This is a genomic window from Flavobacterium aurantiibacter (genome assembly GCF_002251775.1).
Lineage (GTDB): Bacteria > Bacteroidota > Bacteroidia > Flavobacteriales > Flavobacteriaceae > Flavobacterium > Flavobacterium aurantiibacter.
Genome location: NZ_NOXX01000209.1, coordinates 1 through 22,816, shown reverse-complemented (window position 1 = coordinate 22,816; position 22,816 = coordinate 1). Strand labels below are relative to the sequence as shown.

The 22,816-nt window shown below is 41.2% G+C and carries 14 protein-coding genes and 1 tRNA gene; 12 read left to right on the top strand and 3 right to left on the bottom strand.

Annotation, left to right across the window (positions count from 1 at the left end; translation table 11 throughout):
• Positions 1-14: 14 nt before the first annotated feature.
• The 8 genes from CHX27_RS11185 (at position 15) to CHX27_RS11150 (ending at position 13,774) form a co-directional block, all read left to right on the top strand.
• Positions 15-1,241 (top strand): Glu/Leu/Phe/Val dehydrogenase dimerization domain-containing protein, encoded by a 1,227-nt coding sequence (locus CHX27_RS11185; RefSeq protein ID WP_094486867.1) that lies wholly within the window; start codon positions 15-17, stop codon positions 1,239-1,241.
• Positions 1,242-1,398: 157 nt separating this feature from the next.
• The gene (locus CHX27_RS11180) at positions 1,399-2,283 is read left to right on the top strand and encodes an energy transducer TonB family protein (protein WP_094486866.1); all 885 of its coding nucleotides are present in this window, start codon (positions 1,399-1,401) and stop codon (positions 2,281-2,283) included.
• A complete protein-coding gene (locus CHX27_RS11175) occupies positions 2,284-3,504 on the top strand; it encodes a bifunctional folylpolyglutamate synthase/dihydrofolate synthase (RefSeq protein WP_094486865.1) in 1,221 nt (406 codons plus the stop codon).
• A gap of 83 nt (positions 3,505-3,587) precedes the next feature.
• A tRNA-Val gene (locus CHX27_RS11170) sits at positions 3,588-3,665 on the top strand.
• A 175-nt stretch (positions 3,666-3,840) separates the two neighbouring features.
• Entirely contained in the window at positions 3,841-5,532 is a 1,692-nt protein-coding gene (locus tag CHX27_RS11165; protein WP_094486864.1) for a helix-turn-helix domain-containing protein, read from the top strand.
• 270 nt (positions 5,533-5,802) lie between these two features.
• Entirely contained in the window at positions 5,803-9,522 is a 3,720-nt protein-coding gene (locus tag CHX27_RS11160; RefSeq protein ID WP_094486863.1) for a fibronectin type III domain-containing protein, read from the top strand.
• A gap of 194 nt (positions 9,523-9,716) precedes the next feature.
• Positions 9,717-11,627 (top strand): transglutaminase-like domain-containing protein, encoded by a 1,911-nt coding sequence (locus CHX27_RS11155; RefSeq protein ID WP_133063463.1) that lies wholly within the window; start codon positions 9,717-9,719, stop codon positions 11,625-11,627.
• The gene (locus CHX27_RS11150; protein ID WP_094486861.1) at positions 11,624-13,774 is read left to right on the top strand and encodes a DUF3857 domain-containing protein; all 2,151 of its coding nucleotides are present in this window, start codon (positions 11,624-11,626) and stop codon (positions 13,772-13,774) included. Before CHX27_RS11155 ends, CHX27_RS11150 begins: the two co-directional genes overlap by 4 nt.
• A gap of 136 nt (positions 13,775-13,910) precedes the next feature.
• Here the strand turns inward: CHX27_RS11150 and CHX27_RS11145 are convergent, their stop codons facing one another.
• Together CHX27_RS11145 and CHX27_RS11140 are read right to left on the bottom strand one after the other, a co-directional pair.
• Positions 13,911-15,110, bottom strand: a complete 1,200-nt coding sequence (locus CHX27_RS11145; RefSeq protein WP_094486860.1) for a glycosyltransferase — start codon at positions 15,108-15,110, stop codon at positions 13,911-13,913.
• Positions 15,029-15,355 carry a DUF4372 domain-containing protein gene (locus CHX27_RS11140; RefSeq protein WP_094486859.1) on the bottom strand — a complete coding sequence of 109 codons (327 nt, stop codon included), beginning with the start codon at positions 15,353-15,355 and terminating at the stop codon, positions 15,029-15,031. The genes CHX27_RS11145 and CHX27_RS11140 overlap by 82 nt, the downstream gene beginning before the upstream one ends.
• Before the next feature lie 85 nt (positions 15,356-15,440).
• Between CHX27_RS11140 and CHX27_RS11135 the strand changes: the two genes are divergently transcribed.
• The 4 genes from CHX27_RS11135 to CHX27_RS11120 all read left to right on the top strand — a co-directional run bounded on the left by CHX27_RS11135 (position 15,441) and on the right by CHX27_RS11120 (position 20,332).
• On the top strand, positions 15,441-17,021 hold the full coding sequence (locus CHX27_RS11135) for a hypothetical protein (RefSeq protein WP_133063462.1): 1,581 nt from the start codon (positions 15,441-15,443) through the stop codon (positions 17,019-17,021).
• 10 nt (positions 17,022-17,031) lie between these two features.
• Entirely contained in the window at positions 17,032-17,556 is a 525-nt protein-coding gene (locus CHX27_RS11130) for a hypothetical protein (RefSeq protein ID WP_094486857.1), read from the top strand.
• 248 nt (positions 17,557-17,804) lie between these two features.
• Complete coding sequence (gene glgA, locus CHX27_RS11125) at positions 17,805-19,028, top strand: glycogen synthase (protein WP_094486856.1); 1,224 nt, start codon at positions 17,805-17,807, stop codon at positions 19,026-19,028.
• 32 nt (positions 19,029-19,060) lie between these two features.
• Positions 19,061-20,332 (top strand): glucose-1-phosphate adenylyltransferase, encoded by a 1,272-nt coding sequence (locus tag CHX27_RS11120; protein WP_094486855.1) that lies wholly within the window; start codon positions 19,061-19,063, stop codon positions 20,330-20,332.
• Positions 20,333-20,754: 422 nt separating this feature from the next.
• Here the strand turns inward: CHX27_RS11120 and CHX27_RS11115 are convergent, their stop codons facing one another.
• Positions 20,755-22,605, bottom strand: coding sequence for an ABC-F family ATP-binding cassette domain-containing protein (locus CHX27_RS11115; protein ID WP_094486854.1), 1,851 nt, complete (start codon positions 22,603-22,605; stop codon positions 20,755-20,757).
• Positions 22,606-22,816 lie beyond the last annotated feature (211 nt).

The window sequence follows — 22,816 nt, the reverse complement described above, 5'->3', positions numbered from 1 at the left end:
TTACAAAAAATCGCATGAAAGAGCTACTCAAAAAATTCGAAAACAAAGAACCTGAAATTGTATTCCATTGGAAAGATCCTGAAACCGAAGCCGAAGGGTGGACCGTTATAAACTCGCTTCGTGGCGGTGCTGCCGGCGGGGGAACCAGAATGCGAAAAGGGCTCGATATGAACGAAGTACTCTCGCTTGCTAAAACCATGGAAGTTAAATTCTCGGTCTCTGGCCCAGCGATCGGTGGCGCCAAATCGGGTATCAACTTCGATCCAGCCGATCCACGCAAACAAGGTGTGCTACAGCGCTGGTACAAAGCTGTGGCGCCGCTGCTCAAAAGCTATTACGGTACTGGGGGCGACCTCAACGTTGACGAAATTCACGAAGTGATACCCATGACCGAAGATTGCGGTGTCTGGCATCCACAAGAAGGTGTTTTTAACGGCCATTTCAAACCTACCGAAGCCGATAAAATTAACCGCATCGGGCAATTGCGCCAAGGTGTCGTTAAAGTTATCGAAGACGCGCAGTTTACTCCCGATATCTACCGAAAATATACTGTGGCCGATATGATTACAGGCTACGGAGTAGCGCAAGCAGTGAAACATTTTTACGAACTTTCGGGAGAATCGGTTGCCAAGAAGCGCGCCATCGTTCAAGGTTTCGGAAATGTGGGTTCGGCAGCGGCCTTCTATCTTGCGCAAATGGGCGCTTCTGTTGTTGGAATTATCGATCGCAACGGAGGCGTAATCAACGAAAACGGCTTCACTTTCGAAGAAATAACTCAGTTTTTTCTCAATAAGAACGGCAATCAGCTTGTGGCAGATAATATGCTGACGTTCGAAGAAATCAATACAAAAATTTGGACAGTTGGCGCCGAAATTTTCGCACCTTGTGCCGCATCACGACTAATAACTCAGGAGCAAATCGACCAACTTATTACCAGTGGCCTAGAAGTGGTTTCTTGTGGTGCCAATGTGCCGTTTGCCGATAAAGAAATTTTCTTCGGCCCCATCATGGAAAACGTCGACAGCCGCATTTCACTTATCCCCGATTTCATCAGCAACTGCGGTATGGCGCGCGTTTTCGCCTACTTCATGGAGCGTCGCGTTGCCATGAGCGATACCGCCATTTTTAACGACACGTCGAGCATCATCAAAACGGCAATAGCCAACATAAAAGCAGAAAATTCCGGAAAAACAGGCGTTAGTGCTACAGCGTTTGAAATTGCTTTAAGACAATTGATTTAAGTTTTTTGGGCAGCATTTCCGGCTTTCGGCTTTATCTTTTTGCTCTGCTGCGCGCCTCAAAAAGGATATCGCCTCTATCCGGGCTGCGGCAATCGTTACCAAAATGAATTTTACAATTTATTTTTGGTATTTTCGTTATCCATAAAACGCTTCGGGCATGACCACCAACGAATACAATCACAATAAAGAATCCTTTATCGCAACAACAGTGCTTTTTGCGTTGCTTTTGCTCGGTTTGTATTTCTTTAAATTCAGCAACACCACCAACCTACTCGAATTTGAAGGCGGTGGCGGTGGCGGCGACGTGGCCGTTAACTTCGGCGATAGTGAATTCGGACGCGGCGACAATTACGATGCCGTTGATCTGTCCGCGGCAGCGCCTCAACCCAAAGCCAACGAGGTACAAGAAGAAGAAATTATTGCCACCGAAGACGATGCTGCCGATGTTCCGGCGGTAACTTCAACTGCCAAACCCAAAGAGAAAGAAAAGGAAAAGCCCAAAGAAAAAGTTGTTGAACCTGTAAAACCAAAACCCAACCAAGCTGCTAACGACGCAATGGCAAGTTTACTCGGCGGCAAAGGAAAAAGCGGAGACGGGAACGACAAGCAAGGCGGAAACAAAGGAAAACAAAACGGCGATCCGAATGCCTCAGGCTACTACGGCGGCGGCGGTTCGGGAACCGGATCTGGCGGTGGAAACGGTAGCGGACAAGGTATTGGTAGCGGTTCCGGCTACGGATCAGGTTCCGGAAATGGCCGTGGAAGCGGTGTTGGAAATTACACACTCGCCGGTCGTAAAGCACTTTCAATTCCAAATCCGGAATATACCTGTAACGAAGAAGGAACAGTAGTTTGTGAAATAACCGTCGACAATTCAGGTAAAGTAATTGGTGTTGTTGCGGGAATTCGCGGCAGTACCAATGTAGCAAAATGCTTACTCGACCAAGCAAAAGCCGCAGCTAAAAATGCACGCTTCGATGCAAAAGACGATGCACCCGGAAAGCAAGTCGGAAAAATAGTTTACAATTTCAAACTCAACTAAGTGACCTATTCGGAAGCGGTACAGTGGCTGTTTTCACAACTGCCCATGTTTCAACGCATTGGTGCAGCCGCGTACAAAGCCAATCTCGATAATATTTTGGCGTTTGCAAAACACTTAAATCATCCCGAAAAAAAACTTAAATGCATTCACATTGCCGGAACCAACGGCAAAGGCAGTACCTCGAACATGACGGCTGCCATCTTGCAACAACACGGATTTAAAGTAGGACTTTACACCTCACCACACTTAAAAGATTACCGCGAACGTATTCGCATTAACGGTGAAATGATTTCTGAAGACGACGTTGTGGCGTTTGTTTCAGAAAACAAAGCGTTCATGCAAGAGCAACAATTAAGCTTTTTCGAAATGACCGTAGGCTTAGCCTTTGATTACTTCGCTAAACAAAACGTAGATTATGCCGTAATTGAAGTGGGTATGGGCGGCCGATTAGATGCCACCAATATCATCTCACCACTGGTTACTGCCATTACAAACATCAGTTTCGATCATACGCAGTTTCTAGGCGATACACTTGAAAAAATTGCCATCGAAAAGGCGGGAATCATCAAAAACAACACGCCTTTATTCGTTGGAAGAAAGCAAATAGAGACTGCTGGAGCATTTGAGAAAATTGCTGCAGACCGTCAAGCAGAAATTCATTACGTGCATACCGATACAGTTTCGAAATACAAACTACAGCTGCAAGGAAATTACCAACCTGAAAATGCGGCCTTGGCATTAGCAATCTGTAAAGAAGTGGCTCGAATCGAGAATTTCGAACTGAAAGAGCAGGAAATCACAACTGCATTTGCACGCGTTCAAGAAATCACGGGATTTCAAGGACGTTGGCAAATTCTCGCGCAAAATCCGCTCACCATAGCCGATACGGCTCACAACTCCGACGGATTACAACGCACTTTAAAGCAAGTTCTGCAACAAACCTACGACCAACTTCATATAGTGCTTGGCGTAGTAACCGATAAAGATTTACCTTCGATTTTACCCTTTTTTCCAAAATCGGCAACCTACTATTTCGCAAAACCAGATATTCCACGCGGATTAGCTGCGGCAGATTTACAAAAAACAGCAGCAAGCTTCGATTTAATTGGAAAAATTTACAATTCGGTTCCTGAAGCTTATGCGGCTGCAAAACAACAAAGTAGCCCGGCCGATTTGATTTTTATTGGTGGCAGTACCTTCGTGGTTGCCGAAATTTTATAGAAATACGTGATTTTTATTTGCAGGATTAAAATCTTAGCCTATATTTGCACTCGCAAAAGCGTTACGGCGCAGCTGCAAAATAAGGGCGATTAGCTCAGCTGGTTCAGAGCACCTCGTTTACACCGAGGGGGTCGGGGGTTCGAACCCCTCATCGCCCACCACAAAGGACAAAGAAGTTTTAACTCTTTGTCCTTTTTTTATGCTTGTGTGTTTCGGCGCAACTGTTGAAATTTACCCTCGAAACAAGCAGCCTTGAATTCTTATACATCACAATTGTTTTCTTTAATTAATTTTCTTCCTTCAACAAGCTTTGTCTGCAGCCTGCACAGAGCATTCTTGATCTTATTTATTTGCAGCAGCACTTTACTCGGCAACGCCCAAGAACTAACCGAAGAAGAAAATAAACAAACGCGTCGCATTCAGGAACTGCTCGTTACAGCGCCCGAGAAAGCTAAAGAAGAAGCCAAGAAGCTGTCGCAGTCTGCAAGTCCGTTTGCGCGTTATTGCGGCCAATACTACACCGCAAATTACTACTACGTAAAATCGAATTACGATGAATCGAAAAAAATACTAACTGCGCTTTTAGAAGAAATCGACCGTAACCCATCGTTAAGTAAGCAGAAAAATTACCAAGACTTGATGGGAATGTGCGTCAACAAATTGTTTTATCTCTATAAAAATGTCGGCGCATACAATCAGGCTTTGGTTTTAATGACGACTTACAAGGATAAAATTCCGAACGACCGCTACGAGCAGCAACTTGGAATTTTAAAGATTGCCATGGGCGAATATGAAGAAGGAATTGTTTTATTGAAGAACGATTTGCGCGCATTTAAAAACCTCGACTTAGGCGTAGCTGAACGAAAGGAAATGCACAATAAGCTTGTTGCAGATCGCTACAACGAAATTGGAGAAGCCTATCAAAAATATTACGTCGGCAACCGGCAAAACAAGCATCTAGATTCAGCTAATGTGTATTTCCAAAAAGCGGCCAAGATCATGCTTGACGAACCTTCGCAAGCCGATTTTACCCGCGCTCTACTAAATATGCACCAAGCGAAGAGCGCAGCATTAAAAGGTGACTACAAAACTGCGCTGCGATTTTATCAACGCAGAAACGCTTATCCAGAAATCAACAAGAATTTGCGCACTGTTCAAATTTTTGATTTGGGAATGGCCGATTGCTATTTCCATCTAAAACAACCCGACTCGGCTATCTATTATGCCAAAGCGTTCGTCAGAAATTATCAGCAAACGCAAGTATCCAAAGAGAATCTGCTTCTAGCCTATTCCCTACTTTCTAAAAGCTATAGCGAAAAGAAAAATACCGAACAAGCGTACAACTATGCGCAGAAAAGTCTGGCACTTATTGAAGAATTAGATCGAATCAAAAGTAAGTCGGTCGACTTTCTACACAACTATACGGTTTCCACAATTAGAAAAGAAGCCGATTCGATTTTAAACCGGCAATTTACATTTGTAGGAATAATGATCGGACTGGTTCTCGCTTTAGGGATCGTATTTTGGATGTTTTATCGCTACTCAAAAAAACAAAAAGACAAGCACAAGCGATTTCTCTCTATCATACAAAGATTAAAGGAGCCAAAACCAATTGAACCGATAACTACAATTTCGATTACCGAAGATTCGTCAACGAAAATGATGGATGATGAATTGATTGACAAAATTAAGACGGGACTGGAAAAATTGGAGCGTAGTGAAACTTTTCTCAAATCGGAATTCAAATTAGCCTTTGTGGCAAAAAAGTTAAATACGAACACGGCGTATTTATCACAGTACTTGAATCAGGTTTTAGGAAAATCATTTTCAGATTACACACAAGAACTTCGAATAAACTTTGTGTTGCGAAAGCTGAGTAATTCTCCTCAGTTTCGGAACTTCACTTTACAGGCTATCGCCGAAGAAGTAGGCTATAAAGACGCAACCACATTCGTAAAAGTGTTTAAAAAGCACACCGGACTTTCGCCGAACTACTATATCCAACATCTGCAAGAAAAATACCTGTAAACCAAAAGATTAAGCCTTTATAACCGTAAGGGTTTTTATAAAATCTCCAATACTTTAATTGTGCGATTAAAGCCACAATGGTAGTTTTACTTCCAGAAAGCCATCAGTATTAAAACGACCAGACTTCCATTTACATCTTATCCCAACAAAACGAACACGTATTTTGACTTCATTTTTTCTTAAAACAAAAACTACTACAGCAAATTCTCAAGGTCATTTCAAAACTTACAGAATACAAAATCTAAAAACTTAATCAACTAAATACAATTCATGAAGAAACTCTATTCCGCGCTTTTACTTTTAATTTCGATAACCTTATGTGCACAAACGTACACGTTTACCACTTTCAACACCAACAATTCGGGTATCGCATCCAACAATATAAACGATTTTGAGAGATCTGCCTCTGGAACCCTCTGGATTACTACCAATAACGGCTTTTCAAGAATGATCGGCAACTCGTTTACAAATTACAATACATCGAATTCTAGCATCGGAACCGACATGTTGAAAGACGTAGCGGTAGCTGGCAGCACTATCTGGATTTCTACCTACGGAAACGGCATAATTCGCTACAACGGAACCACCTTTACAAATTACAATACCAATAACCCGAACATGCCTAACAATTCGGCTACGAGCATTGCAACCGACGGCTCCGGGAACTTTTGGATGGGATCAGCGTCGGGACTAAGTAGATTCAATGGTACTTCGTGGACAACCTACAACACGTCGAATTCGCAATTGATTTCAAACAACGTAACTTCGATTGCAGTCGATGCCAACAACAATGTTTGGATTGCTACCGACGGTATGTTGCAACGATTTAATGGCACTACCTTTACAAGCATCACCGACGGCGTTTCTAAAATTCTTAAAGTTACAACTGCTGGTCTTTATGTAAGTACTGGCGATGGTCTAGGAATTATTGTAAACAACGACTACACTAATATTTATTGGACGAATAACTCCTGTTTGGCGAGTTGTAATGTAAATGCACTGGGCATTGATGAAACTAATAAAGTTTGGCTTGGGCTAGATATTTGTGGAAACGCACCCGGTGGCGTTCAAAACTTTACGAACTGCGTTACGTATTCTACATCAAATTCAGCTTTACCAGACAACAGTATTACGTCGATAAATGTTATTGATTCTAATGTAATCTGGGTAGGAACCTTAGAAGGTGGATTAGTGCGCATGAACCAAACGGATGGACCGATATGCGCCGCGCCAACTGGTTTAAACGTGGCACAGTTTGGACAATCTTCAGCTTATTTGGCATGGACATCGGCAAACCCGGCTCCTGCCAATGGGTACATTTATCGCTACAGCACAACAAACAATGTAACTGGCGCTACAGAAAGCAGTACCTCGCAAACTGGCGCAGGAATCGACCAATTGCAACCAAACACAACGTACTATTGGTGGGTAGCTTCTGCCTGCGAGCCCATAACTTGGGTATCAGGAGGTAGTTTTACCACCGCACCGCTTCCCGGATGTACAACTGCAAACTATGGTTTGTTTCCCGCGGCAACATATACGCCAGGCTGCAGCGGTACTGCCGAGTTAATTGCTTCAAATGCGTGGGCAGGCGAGTATACCAATGTCAATATTTTAGCCGACAAGCAATATATCTTCTCTAGTTCTGTAGCTACAGACTACATAACAATTACCAATGCTAATGCAACGGTTATTTATACGAGTGGTCCAACGCCCTTAACTTGGACGCCAAGCAACATTTCAGGCGTAATTCGTTACTTCTTACATACAAACTCTAACTGCGAAAGCCAAAACACGAATCGAATACGATACATTACTTGTTCTAATATTGTGGCAAACTGCGGCGCACCGACCGGATTATCAGCTACAAATATTACATCCAATTCAAGTAGAATAAATTGGAGTGCACCCACCACCGCACCCGCTTCTTACGACCTTTACATTGCAACGAGCAGTACTGCACCGGGAGCAAATACGGCACCTAATGTAACTAGCGCTATTGCGGGCATCGATGTTTTGAGCGGTTTAGCTGCATCAACTATTTACTACTTCTGGATTCGATCAAATTGCGGGGCTTCAAAAAGTGCTTGGGTTTCGGGTGGAAGTTTTACTACAAATGCCGCACTGAACTGCAACGGCGCTAGCAACGGTTTATTTCCCGAAGCAATTTTTACACCTGCCTGTACCGGCAATTTTGAAACTATTGTTACAAATGCTTATGGAGGAGAGTATACGCACGTAAGTGTGGTTGCCAATAAACAATACACCTTCAGCAGTTCCGTTGCAACCGACTATATTACCATAACCAATCTAGCTGGAACCGTTGCTTTAGCGAGCGGAACTACACCAGTTATTTGGAACTCAGGAAGCACTTCTGGCGTTATCAGATACTTTTTGCACTCTCAAAATTGCGGCAGCGAAACTGTACCAAGAGTTCGTTCTATCAAGTGTATTGACGCACAAACGACAGCCTGTCCACCACCGTCAGCTGTAATTGGCCAGAATATAACATCAAATTCATTCCTAATCAAATGGACTGCACCTGTGAATGAACCAACTATTTACGAAGTTTATGTATCAGCTTCAAGCACAGCACCAACGGCTACAACAACCGCTACAGTTTCAACGAATAATATACTAACAACTTTCGAAAACGCACAGCCCGCTACAACTTACTACTTTTGGGTACGCTCAAACTGCAATATCAATAAAAGTAATTGGATAGCTGGTGGAAGTGTAACCACACTAAATGCTTTAAGTTGTAATGGAGCTCTATACGGCTTATTTCCAAACGAAACGTATACGCCTGCTTGTACGGGAGTTAATGAGCAAATTGTTACTAACGCTTGGGCTGGCGAGTACACTAATGTAAATGTTACAGCCAACAAGCAATATACCTTTTCAAGTTCTGTTACAACCGACTTCATAACTATAACAAACACTGCGGGAACTATCGTTTATGCCAGCGGACAGACACCAGTAAGTTGGAGTTCGGGTAACCTTACTGGAATAATTCGTTATTACATTCATACCAATGCAAATTGTGGCAATCAACCTACGTCAAGAACACGTTTTATTTCCTGTACAAATCCAGTAGTTGTCAATTGTGGGATGCCAGGAACACCTGTTGTTTCTAACATTACCTCGAATTCGTGTCGCATAGCGTGGACTGCCCCAGATGTTGCGCCTTCCAATTACGAAGTGTACATCAGTACCAGCAGCGCATGGCCAGAATTCAACGCTAATCCCGTAGCTTCTCCAATGAGCGCAATCTTGAATTACTACAGTTTCTTAGATGCCTCGACAACCTATTATTATTGGGTTAGGTCGGTTTGCGGAACTAGCCAAAGTGATTGGTCTTTAGGCGGAAGCTTTACGACACTTGCTTCGTTAATTTGTAACAGTGCGTATTTCGGATTATATCCGGAAGATACTATAGTACTTCAAAATTCGGGGGCAATTGAACCTGTTGCTTACCAATCGTATGCCGGTCAATATTCAAATGTAACTTTAGGAGCCAACAAACAATATCAGTTTACAAGTTCTGTGGCAACAGATTTCATTACCATTACCAACCAAGCAGGAACCATTGTTCTGGCAAGCGGGCAAACTCCACTTAATTACGCTACCGGCAACTCAGTTGTTAATGTTCGCTATTATTTGCACGCCAATACCACTTGCGACCCAGACGACATGCCACGCGATAAATTTGCAAAAGCGAGTACACTAGGTTTGGATGACTCTGCGGTTATCAATCGTTTTAAAGTGTATCCGAATCCAACTGCTGGCCAATTTAATGTCGACACCGGAACTGTTATTGCTGATAAAATTGAAATTTTCGACCATGTTGGCAGAATAATCCTTACGCAGCTTACTTCTTCAACCAAAACAACTTTAACGTTGAACGGACTTTCAGATGGTGTTTATCTTATCAAGATATATTCGCAAGACAAAACAGCAGTCGAGAAATTAGTTCTAAAAAAGAATTAACTTCTTATGTAATATGCAACTACAAAAGCCGCTTCAGTATTTGAGGCGGCTTTTTTGTTTGCTTGCATCCGGTTGATCTTGAAATTAGTTGTGTGATCCTTGGTTGAGATCTTCGCATAAAAAACCTTTAAGATTTTATTAACTTTTTTTAAAAATTCCTTTTGACGTTATATATTAGCATTAAAATTCAAACCTTGAGAAATCTCTTCACTACGATTTTCATCGCAACTTGCAGCCTCGTATTAGCGCAGAAGAACATTGATCCGACCCCAGAAGAAATAGCGCTTGCCGTTAAATGGCGGGGAAAACACCCAACTGTTGATCTGTTGGAGCGCAATTACCGAGAAAAGGTCACATTTTTTGACAACGCTAACTCGGATGGTGTAGGCGTGTTGAACGAGATAAAAGCAAACCTGATGTCGCTTAGCAAGCGTTTAGACATGGCATACTCGGAAGGTTACGATCAAGAATCTGCGGTTGAAGTTTTTAAAATCTTGCATCGCAATGGAAAAAGCACTCGATTCGAAATACGGGACGAATATTATAAATCAGATGGTCTTTTTTATAACGATTTTCGTGTAAAATGGGCTCAAATCGATTTCCCCGTTCAGGGCTATAACTACCTTGTCGAAACTGCCACGCGCTACAAAGACGCCAGATACTTTAGTAAAGTATATCTCAGCGGATTAGGCTTGCGAGCTAACTTTGAATTAGAATTTATAATTCCTAAAAACATAGAAATCAGTTTACTCGAATACAATTTTCCTGAAAATCAGATTCAAAAGAAAGAGACAATTGACGAACAAGGCAATAGACATATACTGTATACGGCCGCGGAAATTCTACCTAGAATAGACGAGGATGATGCTCCTGGCGACAGTTACTTATTTCCGCACATAATTCCTGTAGTAAAAGCAATTACAAAGAATGGAGTTCGCAAAACACTATTTGAAAATGGCGATGCTGTATATGCTTGGAATAAATCGATGATAGAACTCACTGAAAATAAACCGAAAGAACTAAAACCCTTTGTTGATGATTTGGTGAAAGGCTTGACAAAAGATGAAGACAAGATAAAAAAAATGTACTACTGGGTTCAAGACAACATCCGATACATTGCTTTTGAAGATGGCATTGCCGGATTCAAACCCGATGAAGCACAAAACGTCTTTAACAAACGTTATGGCGACTGCAAAGGAATGGCAAACCTACTCGCGGAAATGCTAAAACTACAAGGATACGACGCCAGGCTTGCATGGATTGGTACAGATCACATCGCATATAAAGCCGATTTACCTGCACTAGCAGCGTTTAACCACATGATCTGCTATCTTAAAATAAACAACAAAGAGTATTTCCTCGATGGAACGGAAAGCTATACTGGCCTCGGACTTAATGCGAGTCGTATCCAAGGAAAAGAAGTCCTCGTAGATGGCGGCGCTAAGCCGTTGCGAACTAAAGTACCCGTTTCAAATCACACAAACAACACCTCGATTTCGAAAGGTAATTTTAAAGTAGAAGGTGAAAAACTAGTTGGAAAAATGTCGCGAGCTTTTGACGGTGAAAGTCGTACAAATTTCTTTCAACAGTTTCATGCATTTGCAAACGACTTTAAATCAGAAAATTTGACCAACTACCTAAAACGTTATGATAAAAATATAGAGATTAAAGATTTGGGTTTTTCTGACCTAAACAATCGCGATCAAACACTAAAATTAGATTTCGAAGTAATCGCTTCAAACAAAGTAAATTCGTACGAGGGTGAGCTCTATGTTGAGTTTCCTTACGAGACCGAATTAAATCTAGAGCTCTTAAAAGATCGTAAATTACCTTTTGTCTTTGAAATTCTCGGAACTAGTAAAACCGAAGTAATCATTGAAAATCCTCCAGGCTACCAGTTGGTGAAATTGCCCGAGAGTTTTTCTGTAGCAAATGATATATTCGAAATTTCAGTAAAATTCACTCCGGTAACTTCAGGTGTAAAACTGGAATCTCAGTACATTATCAAACAAAAAACACTACCTACCAACCAGTTTAAGAACTACGAAGAAACCGCTAAAAAATACAATCAAAAAATTCGTCAAACGCTTACCTATAAAAAATGAATCCAAAAATCAAGTTCCTGATTACTGCACTAACCCTGATTGTAATTGCTCCAGTGAAAGCTCAGAAAAAAGAAGAAGTTAGAGACTTTTTCTGGGGAAATAGCAACAAAACTAAATACGACACTACTATACCTGAAAAGTACAAAGACGAATCAGCAGTAGTAATCAATAGATACGACTACTATGACTATAGTGAAGGATTTGGCAAAGTAAAATACACGTCGGCGGCTATGCGAACAGTAAAAATTCAAGACGCCGCAGCTCTAAAGTTATTTTCTGAATTTGAATTCTATCAAAACTTCCGCAAATCTTATGGATTTTTCTCGTTAAGAGACAAAACGCTTTTCGGAGTGCGAATCATCAAACCAAACAAAAAAATTATTGAAATCGATACAGAAAAGGATAGTAAAGAAATTGATAATAAAAAAATTCTAGCCATACCCAATCTTGAAATTGGCGACATCATAGACTATTACTACTATACAACTTCCAGTTTCATAGCCCCAATTTACCATTACTTCGACCCAGAAGAGGAGACTTTATGCGAACGCTATCCTGTGCTGAACTATAAATTAGCATTCAATACGGAAAATGATTTCTTCGTAAATTTCCAATCGATTAACGGAGCACCTCAATTAAAAAAAGTAGATACTGGAAAAAGTCGTGAGCGCCTATATGAACTTACAGCAACTGATATTCCAAAAGCAGATTATCCGCGATGGTTTTACCCACTTGTTGAACTTCCAGGATATAAATTTCAAGTATGCCTAGCACAAAATAATGCTGCGGAAGATCTCGTTTACTTTATCCATTCACAAAGCGAGCGCGACATCAAAAGCTCAGTAACAAAAGAAGAAATCAAATCTTTCTTTAACAAACGAATTGTCCCTTATTCAGGTTCAGTAAGCAAGAAAAATTTAAACGGATTTCTAACTGGTGAAAACGACATCGATTACATACATGCTATTTTTAAACAAAACCGGTTTAAGTTGGCTAAAAGTTACGATACTAGTATTGCCGAGGAAGCCAAAATAAATGTTCCCAACAGCCTTTATCAAGAGAGACCTCGCGATTTAGAGGTTTTAACAACTGCTATGCGTTACTGCCTATCCAATGATATCCCCTACGATTTAATCATCGGACTACCTCGCTACGACGGCAAGATAGAAGACAATATCTTAGCTACAAACTTTAGGATTTTAATGCGTATAAATTTCAAAGAACCTATTTATTTAAGCGGACTAACTCCATTTGCAGTATACGATGGTATAGACCCGATACTTGAAGGCACCAAAGCATACATTTTCGCGCAAAGAGGATCAGGCAAACTGACAAGTATGACCGAAGAAATACTGCCGACTTCGACAGCCGAAGAGAATAAAGAAAATGTTCAAATAAAAATTACTCCTTCATCCGATCTGCAGAGCTTTATTATCGAAGCCCGTAACTCATCGATCGGACATCTAAAGAGAGAAAATCAGTCTAACACAATCGCTTTTTACGACTTCCTTAAGGAAGAATATGCTGCAGCACCTAAACATCCCTACGAAGACCCAAGTAGCGAAAAACGAAAAATGGAGCAGTTTGTAAAAGAAATGACCTCGCTTGTTGAAAAAAGAATGGAAGAAGACAAAAAAGATTTACCTAAAGAAATAGGCGAAGAATTTGGAGCCACTGTACTCGAAGCAGAACGAAAAATTATTGAGTCTGCACGTAACGAGATTAATGCACCTTTTGTTTTTGATACAAAATTTAAAATTGGTGCCGACTTTGTCAAAAATGCAGGTGAAAACACAGTAATAGAAATCGGTAAATTCATTGGCTCTCCCGTTGAAATAGCAGAAAAAGAACGAGTACGAACAGCAAATATTTATATGAACTATCCCAGAACATTTGAGAATGTACTGACTTTTGAAATACCTGCTGGTTATGAAGTAAAGGGACTTGAAAAGCTAAATAAAAAAGTAGAAAACGAAACAGGGGGCTTTACCAGTTCTGCAACTATCCAAGGATCAACTTTAACAGTTAAAACAAAACGGTATTATTTACATAACTATGAAGCGGCAATGAACTGGCCTAAAATGCTAGCATTTCTAGATGCTGCCTTCCAGTTTAGCCAAGAAAAAATTCTACTTAAAAAGAAATAAATTTAAACCAAATACAATCTCAATTTTCTAAAAAGTTGCTCTTAGTAGCAACTTTTTTTGTCTCGAATCGCATCATCTAAATGCCTAAAACAAACAATATCTGGGCAAACAAACTACGTAAGTAACAAAAGCAACTCTAAATCTGCTTATTCTTCTGCTCGATGTATTTCGACAAATACTTAGCAGCGGTAAAGGCTTGCTGTCGCAAAATATCGCCTACCGGATTTCTTCGTCTATGCAGCTCTACATTAGTAATTACCTGACTCAATTGCTTGAAAAAGTTGTCAATGTATCTCGACGTGCCAAATTGCATCTCAAAATCCGACTGTAAATTCAGAGAAGTAGGAGTCCACAAATCAGCATCACTATACAAGGCTACGGCTTTCAATACAAAATCAGTATCGTCGTCGGCAGTAACTTCGTTTGGTTCCGTAAGTTCAAATCCTTCTACTCCAATAGATGTACTAACAAATGGAATTCCGTACAACATAGCTTCGTAAATTTTCCCTTTCAAACCGGCACCAAACGATAGCGGTGCAAGTAAAATTCGGTGCGCTCTAAGCATGTCCAAAGGCTTGTCGAATGCACCTGCTAAATGAAAACCTTGCTCTGGGGAATGATACTTTAGTAAGGCCTGCGGAACGTAATTTCCGTAAACAAACAGCTCGGCTTGGGGTAAACGCAGCTTAATATCGGGCCAAATCCGTGCTAATTTATGAACCGCAGCCGTGTTCGGCTTGTGACTTAGGTTACCAATAAAGTAAAAATCGGCAGTGTTATCAAACTGATTCGACTCTGCCTGATAATTTTCCTGCCAAAAAGGAAGGTAAGCCAATAAATCACCCGAGATCTGTAGAAATTCCGTTAAATAACGCTGCTCAAACGACGAGATAATTAGGGACAAATCCGACCGATATATCGACGCTAACTCGCGATTTCTAACCTCTGCTACTTTCTCAGGATCTGACGTTTCATCGCGATCCGTACGCAAAAAATGCAAATCCTCCGTATCCAATATATGAATGATCGAAGTGCTGACTTCTCTAACGCGCCAAGAAAACTGTTCCTCCGTATAATAGCGATCGTATACTACAACTCGTAGATCAAGAACTTTTACAAAATCTTGAAAAGTACTCGAATTCAACGCAATCCTATGTGTAACAACTCCTTCTTGATGCAAATCGGCGCTTCTTTGCGTCGGTTCTGCAGCAGTAGCAAAATGTACCTCGTAGCTATGTATTGCGAAGGCACGCATCAACTGCAAAATCCTGTACCCTGCCGCCGATGAAGCTGGCTCCGGCCAAACTTGACCAATAAACAAAACCCTATTTGCCATACTGCGAATTTACTCGGAATAGGTGTAAAAAGTAATGCTCTACTTAAATTATAAAATAAGAAAACCGCGTGCTGTGCGAATTGAATCGCTGTTGTCTTGCAAACCGATTGTTTTAANGTATCAAACTTCTTAACATAATGATCAGAGTTATGTTTTTTAACTGCTCCCCGTATCAAAGAAGAATCGATTAAAGAAATCAGCTGTCCGAAAACAGATTGTCCGAAAAAGTAGCTACTTTTATTCATGTAATTTTAGTTCGCAAAACCAAATTACAATAAAGCGGGAAATCTTGAGTAAGAAATCCCGCTTTTAAATTTTTATCGGACAGTAGTGATTTTCAATCTTTATTTTAGGGCTAAAATTATCCGCTTTATCTGTTTATTTGCCATCATTTTACAATTCTCTTGTTCCGTTGATAATGATATTATTAGAGAAGATGAGGCACAGTTTATGATCCGACGTATGGATTTTTCATCACTTTCGCTATTTCCCAAAGCTAAGACAACCGTAGGGAAATTTCCTGAATTAAACCAGATGCTTTTACAAAATGAGTACCAACAAAGAAACGCCATTAATACTGGATTTGGTTTTAGCATAGATACAGATGATTTTTTGTTTATCGGAACAGACGAAAAACACTCTTTAACATTTAAAGTTATACGACCGGAAGCTGAAAACAACTCCAAAACGGAGAATTTAGTTCTGAAAAAGTTGGATAACGGCGAGTATGCAACCTTTTTGCTTAGATACGATTTATCGGATGATGATAAAAACAACCTTTTGAATGGGCTGCCTGTAGATGGAATGGATGGTAAAACCGAGATCTCATATTTGAATGAGGAACAGCAAAGATTCACAACATTCATTACTGTAGAATGCGTACATACCTACTTATATAGCGATTTCCAAAGCAATGAACTGCCTAATGGTACTATTGAATTTATAAATAAAAATTTTTACAGCGTCGATTGCACGTGGACAGTTCAAACCTCATATATTGCAAGTGGTGAGGGAGAGAACAGCGGCGGTGGCGGTGCGCCTTTTCCACCTGGAGGAGGTGGCGACGGAAGTTCAGGAAACACGAGTCCGCCATCTTCGAGCGGGAGTACTAGTGGCAGTGGCAATACTCCCTCAGACAACAACCCGACGGATGCAACTAATGTGATTAATGACGAAAACAACCCGATTCAAACGATTCCCCTGATTAATGATTTTACGCGCGACTGTAACTTGGTAAAAAAAGTAAATACCATAAATCCGGCGTTCAAGCAGAAACTCTTAGACATTGCTAGCCCTTCAAGTTTAAACCTCAATTATGAAAAAGGCGTTTTACTCATGAAAGACAATCCAACTCCTATTGATATTGCAGGTTTACCTAATACTAATGAGATAGATATTACAGTACCAGCAGGAAAGTTAATGTTCTTGGCGCATAACCACCTGGGCGACAATACATATTCGGTTTTTTCGCTTGCTGATTTAGCTGGAATTGCAAGATTGATAAGGCAAGGTCGAATTTCGGTAAATAATTTTGTTGCGTATTTGGCAACTAAAAAAGGAACCTATTTAGCGATAACTATTTCCGACCCAGATAAATTGGTAAATTTGTTGTATTCGCGAACTTTTAATGATGACGGTACAGATATACCGGCTGATCAATGGCCAAAAATTGTAGAATCAGAAAAGAATTTTGATTACTTATACAAGCGTTATTGGAAAACCGAAAACCCGTCGAGACTAATTCAAGAAACCGATACAGATAACGAAAATGTTTTGACACAGTTTTTAAAATTTTTGCGCGATGCCGATGCTGGAGTAAACCTATTTGAGACCGATGCGACATTTTCTAACTTTAAAAAGCTGAATTTAACTAATAATAACGAAATCGACCGAACACAAGTTTGTCCTTAATCCTAATCTTATGAAGTCGAATATATTTTTTTTACTAATACTTGGTTTTGTTTGTTCACTAACCGTTTATTCCCAAACCAATGACCCCGTCAATGCGCCGTTTGTAGGAACGTGGAACTATCAAAATGGAAATCAGATTTTTCAATTAATAATATGGGAGGATCCAGAGCCAGATCTTAACGATGGCAGTTATTGCTTGAGGGGACATTACAAAATGATTGACCTGTCTAGCGGTAATCCTACTGTAATTTACAAATCTGACAGCGACGCGCCTGTAGGCTTGAAGTGGCCAAGTGCTTTTATAGGTCACGTATTCAGCGGTAATATTTTTGGCGCTACCTTTCATGAAATCCACTCGGGAAGCTCTTTTCTTTATGGTGACTTAAGTATTAGATTACTTGATGTTTGCCCAACTTGTCCAGCGAAAATTTCATTCAATCTTGTAAAGGAAAAAGGGATAAGATTTTACGATGTTGGCGAGCCTATTATTAGCGATTTTGTTGTGCCCAATAACATTGAATTAACAAAACAGTAAAAGTGAGTGTTTCCTTCGGTAATGTTTTAGCGTCTTTTATTTTGGTGAGTCTATAAAATATTTTTCGTTTTGTTGATTTTTCATTGAGTCGTTAGTAGCGACCTTTAGTAACAAAAAATCAAATGCTTATCGAATTCGCTAAAAATCGCGTTTATTTTTGAATGTTGAGTTAATATATAGGTTGAAATACCTGTAATATCTAAATTTATTTGCAATTTTAGGGAATCGAAACTAACCCAACTTTTTACATGAAAGTAGCGCTTTTTACGAATGAATTTCCACCTCACATTTACGGTGGCGCTGGTGTACATGTCGATTTTCTCTGTCAAGAATTATTAGCTCACGCAGAAGTAGAAGTTCGCTGTTTTGGCGATCAGAACGAAAGTAGCGAACAACTGCATGTACAGGGCATCGAAGCCAATAACGAAATACTGCAATCGGCTGCTTTTCAATCGAAGTTGTTTCAACATTTAATTCGAAACATTGATATTTCCGCAGCGACACCAACGGCAGACGTCATACACTGTCATACTTGGTACACCCATTTAGCCGGCGTTTTTTCCAGACAACTATTACAAGTGCCGTTGATTCTTACAACTCACAGTTTGGAATCGCAACGACCCTGGAAAGTTGAGCAGCTCGGAAACGGCTATTTTCTTTCACGTTGGATTGAGCAACATGCCTACCAGACAGCCGACGGGATTATTGCTGTTAGCCAGCAAATGAAACGCGATGTTGTTGATTCGTATCAGGTAAATCCCGATAAAGTCACGGTCATTCACAACGGTATTGATCCGGATTTTTATGCACCTACCTCCGACGATTCGCTGCTGGAGCGCTACGGCATCAATCCCAACATTCCGTTTGTACTTTTTGTAGGGCGCATTACTCGTCAGAAAGGTATTTCCCAACTCATAGCTGCAGCACATCATTTTGATGCAAATTGCCAAATAGTGCTTTGTGCTGGCGCTCCCGATACGCCTGAAATTGCTCAAGAAACCGAGCAGCTGATTGCCGAATTGCAGCAATCCCGTTCGGGTGTTATTCTAATTTCTGAAATGCTGCCGCGCGAGCAAGTTCGCATTTTGTACAGCAAGGCGCGCGTTTTTGCGTGTCCGTCGTTATACGAGCCGTTTGGTATTATAAATTTAGAAGCACTTTCGTGCGAAACTCCCGTTGTAGCTAGCGCAGTTGGAGGAATTCCCGAAATCCTGACCGAAGGAGAAACGGGCTTTTTAATTCCGTTGGAGCCGGTTTCAAAGTCGGATTTTTATCCCAAGGATCCGGCGGCTTTTCAACGTGCTTTCGCAGAAAAGATAAATGAGCTGCTGCGCGACGAATCTAAAGCTGTTGCGATGGGAAAAGCAGGTCGAAAACGCGTAATCGATCACTTCAGTTGGCGCGCCATCGCGAAACAAACCTTCGATTTTTATCGCTCCGTGCAGGCACAATTTAAACCAGAACAAGCCTAATCATTACAAACCTCAAAACAAAATACATTTCCATGAATACAAGTACTTTAGCTATAATTTTAGGTGGCGGACAAGGTTCTCGATTATATCCTTTAACCGAAACACGTTCGAAGCCAGCAGTTCCGATTGCTGGAAAATACCGTTTGGTTGATATTCCGATTTCCAACTGCATCAATTCGGATATCAAACGTATGTTTGTGTTAACACAGTTTAACTCGGCATCGTTAAACCAACACATCAAAAACACCTATCATTTCAGTCATTTTAGTACTGCTTTTGTGGATATTTTGGCTGCCGAACAAACGCCCGACAATCCGACCTGGTTTCAAGGAACTGCCGATGCGGTGCGCCAGTGCATGAACCACTTTTTAAATCACCAATTCGATTATGCACTGATTCTTTCAGGCGATCAGCTCTATCAAATGGATTTCAACCAAATGATTAAAGCACATCACGAAAGCGGCGCCGAGATTTCGATTGCTACCTTACCTGTTACGTCTAAAGAAGCACCCGAATTCGGAATTCTAAAAACCGATGCCCAAAGTTGGATTACTTCGTTTATTGAAAAGCCAGACGCATCGTTGTTGCCGGAGTGGACGTCGGATGTTAGCGCTGAATCGGCTGCTGCGGGCAAGCACTACTTGGCATCGATGGGTATTTATATCTTTAACAGACAGTTGCTTATCGATTTAATGTCGAATCCGAACACGAAAGATTTTGGCAAGGAAATCATTCCGCAATCTATCGGTAAACATAAAGTTCTGAGCTATCAATACGAAGGTTATTGGACCGATATTGGAAACATCGAATCGTTTTTCGAAGCTAATTTGGGATTGACAGACGATATACCACAGTTTAATTTATTCGATAATTCACAGAAAATTTACACGCGTGCTCGTGTACTTCCGCCTTCGAAAATTACTGGCGCAACGACTATCGATCGTTCTGTAGTAGCTGAAGGTTGTATCATTAATGGCGCGACCATCAAGCATTCGGTGGTCGGCATTCGGAGTCGGATTGGTTACGGTACTTCTATTTCCAATTCGTACCTGATGGGTAACGATTATTATCAAAATTTGGAAGAAATCCGACAAAACGTTGAAAAGCAAATCATCAACATCGGCATCGGCACGAACTGTGTTTTAAACAACACAATCATCGATAAAAACTGCCGGATCGGAAATGGCGTTGTTTTGAATGGCGGTCCGCATTTACCGAATCAGAATACGCCCTTATTTGCCGTAAAGGAAGGCATTATTGTGGTTAAAAAAGGTGCGATTCTGCCGGATGGGTTTGTGGTTTAGAGATTTGGAGATTTCGAGATTAAAAGATTTAGAGATTTAGAGATTTCGAGATTTCGAGATTAAAAGATTAAAAGATTGATAGGAGGGTATGTTAAGCTACAATTAATGCTATCAAATCTTTGTGATTAAAGAGTCGAGGCCTTAGTGGTTTTTGCGCAAAAGCTGTAGTAATTCGCGAAGCGGAGAACCCGTTTGGTCATTTATCAAACGTTAATTTACTTATTTCCACCTAACGTTAGTAACGTATTTTCGCAGCAGCGGCAGAGCGGATTACCCCACAGCGTTGTGCCCGGGGTTCGGGCGCAAGGCGAGGAGTATGAGCGACGACGCGGCCCCACTGAACTACTCTCTTCGTACGGACGTATTTTCGTGGGGGCTGCCCAAAAAAATAAAACTCAAGTTAGTTGAACGCTCGTGCTCCCCTAAATCCCAGCTTTTTCGCCCAATTCAAACCAGCGCATTTCCTTTTCCTCCAACTTGTCGATCACTGTTTTAAGTTCTAGTGAGGCTTTCTCTATGTCGGTTATCGTGCCGTCGGAAAAGGCTTGCTCCATCCGTTGCTTGTCGTCTTCCAACTGTTTAATCTCGCGTTCGAGCTTTTGAAACTCCTTTTGTTCAGCAAACGTTAGTGCCGACGCCTGTTGCTGTTTCCAACTGTTCTTGTCTGCTTTTACCTCGGTTTTTTCTGTCGGAACACTGTCTTCATACGCCCGAAAATCCGAGTAATTGCCCGGAAAATCTTCAATCTCGCCCGCTCCGCGAAACACAAAAAGGTGGTCGACAATCTTGTCCATAAAATAACGATCGTGCGAAACCACCAGCAAACAACCCGGATAGTCGAGCAAGAAGTTCTCCAAAACGTTCAAGGTAACTATGTCGAGGTCGTTCGTAGGTTCATCCAGAATCAAGAAATTCGGATTTTGTATCAAAACCGTACACAAATACAAGCGTTTTAACTCGCCTCCACTGAGTTTTTCCACATAATCGTGCTGCTTTTTCCGATCAAACAAGAAAAGTTCAAGCAAATGTCCGGCCGAGATGGTTTTTCCTTTCGTAAGCGGTATAAACTCGCCGTATTCTTTAATAACTTCGATGACTTTTTGTCCTGGCTTCGGATTGATGCCGCTCTGCGTGTAGTAGCCCAGTTTTATTGTGTCGCCTATAATCACTTTTCCACTATCTGCAGGTAGATTTCCGGCAACGATGTTCAAGAAAGTTGATTTACCCGTTCCGTTTTTTCCGATAATTCCAATTCGTTCGCCGCGCTGAAAGTTGTAATCAAATTGGTTTAAAATGGTTTTCTCGCCAAAGTTTTTACTCACTTTGTGCAGCTCAATAACTTTGCTGCCCAGGCGTTCCATGTTTATTTCCAACTCCACCACATTGTCTTTCCGACGTTGTTGCGCCTTTTCTTTGATGATGTAAAAGTCGTCTTGACGTGATTTAGATTTCGTAGTACGGGCTTTCGGTTGTCTGCGCATCCATTCTAATTCGCGAACAAAGATGTTCTTTGCCTTGTCGATGGATGCGTTTTCGGCGGCTATACGCTCTTCTTTCTTTTGCAAATAGTAGGCGTAATTTCCTTTGTAATTGTAGAGTTTCCCGTTTTCGAGTTCCAAAATTTCGTTGCACACGCGTTCCAAGAAATAGCGGTCGTGCGTAACCATAAACAGGGTAATGTTTTCTTTGGCAAAATACGATTCGAGCCATTCGATCATTTCCAGGTCGAGGTGGTTGGTAGGTTCGTCGAGGACGAGTAAATCTGGTCGGTCAATAAGAATAATCGCCAAAGCCAAACGCTTTTTTTGTCCGCCGGATAAGTTCTTTATTTTGAGTTTTAAATTGTCGAGTTTAAGTTTGAATAAAATCTGTTTGTACTGCGTTTCAAAATCCCAAGCTTGGTATTGTTCCATAGCTTCGAAAGCCGCCTGATATTTCTCGCTATCTTCCGGATTTTCCAGTGCTTTTTCGTACTGTTCGATAACTTTTAGAATCGGATTGTCGCTGGCAAAAATGCTTTCTTCGATGGTTAATTCGGCTTGTAATTTAGGTTCTTGCGGCAAATACGCCACTTTAATTCCCTTACGCATAATCACTTGCCCGGTGTCGGCCTCGTCGGTACCAATCAGCATATTCATCAAGGTCGTTTTTCCGGTTCCGTTTTTGGCAATTAGCGCAATTTTTTGGTCTTTATTGATGCCAAACGACAGGTCGCGAAACAGTTCACGCTCGCCAAACGATTTGGAGATATTTTCAACCGAAACGTAATTCATGGAGGATTTCTTTGCGGCAAAAGTAGTTTTTTGGGTGTTACCCTCGCCAAGAAATTTTTGTTGAAGTACATGTTGTCGGGGCTCGGGTCACGCCATTCGTTGCCCCCGATAGCTATAGAGGTGCTGCTCGGCAACGGCCGCTCGCAGCAGGATTTCCACTGCTGTCGTTAACACAACGTTGTTCTCAGAGAAAATTTCGTTTTGAAAATTC

Excerpts from the sequence above, each read along its gene's own strand:
- CHX27_RS11145 (WP_094486860.1), bottom strand. The coding sequence starts at position 15,110 with ATGGCAAATAGGGTTTTGTTTATTGGTCAAGTTTGGCCGGAGCCAGCT.
- CHX27_RS11160 (WP_094486863.1), top strand. The coding sequence starts at position 5,803 with ATGAAGAAACTCTATTCCGCGCTTTTACTTTTAATTTCGATAACCTTA.
- glgA (WP_094486856.1), top strand. The coding sequence starts at position 17,805 with ATGAAAGTAGCGCTTTTTACGAATGAATTTCCACCTCACATTTACGGT.
- CHX27_RS11150 (WP_094486861.1), top strand. The coding sequence starts at position 11,624 with ATGAATCCAAAAATCAAGTTCCTGATTACTGCACTAACCCTGATTGTA.
- CHX27_RS11115 (WP_094486854.1), bottom strand. The coding sequence starts at position 22,605 with ATGAATTACGTTTCGGTTGAAAATATCTCCAAATCGTTTGGCGAGCGT.
- CHX27_RS11180 (WP_094486866.1), top strand. The coding sequence starts at position 1,399 with ATGACCACCAACGAATACAATCACAATAAAGAATCCTTTATCGCAACA.
- CHX27_RS11130 (WP_094486857.1), top strand. The coding sequence starts at position 17,032 with ATGAAGTCGAATATATTTTTTTTACTAATACTTGGTTTTGTTTGTTCA.
- CHX27_RS11120 (WP_094486855.1), top strand. The coding sequence starts at position 19,061 with ATGAATACAAGTACTTTAGCTATAATTTTAGGTGGCGGACAAGGTTCT.
- CHX27_RS11185 (WP_094486867.1), top strand. The coding sequence starts at position 15 with ATGAAAGAGCTACTCAAAAAATTCGAAAACAAAGAACCTGAAATTGTA.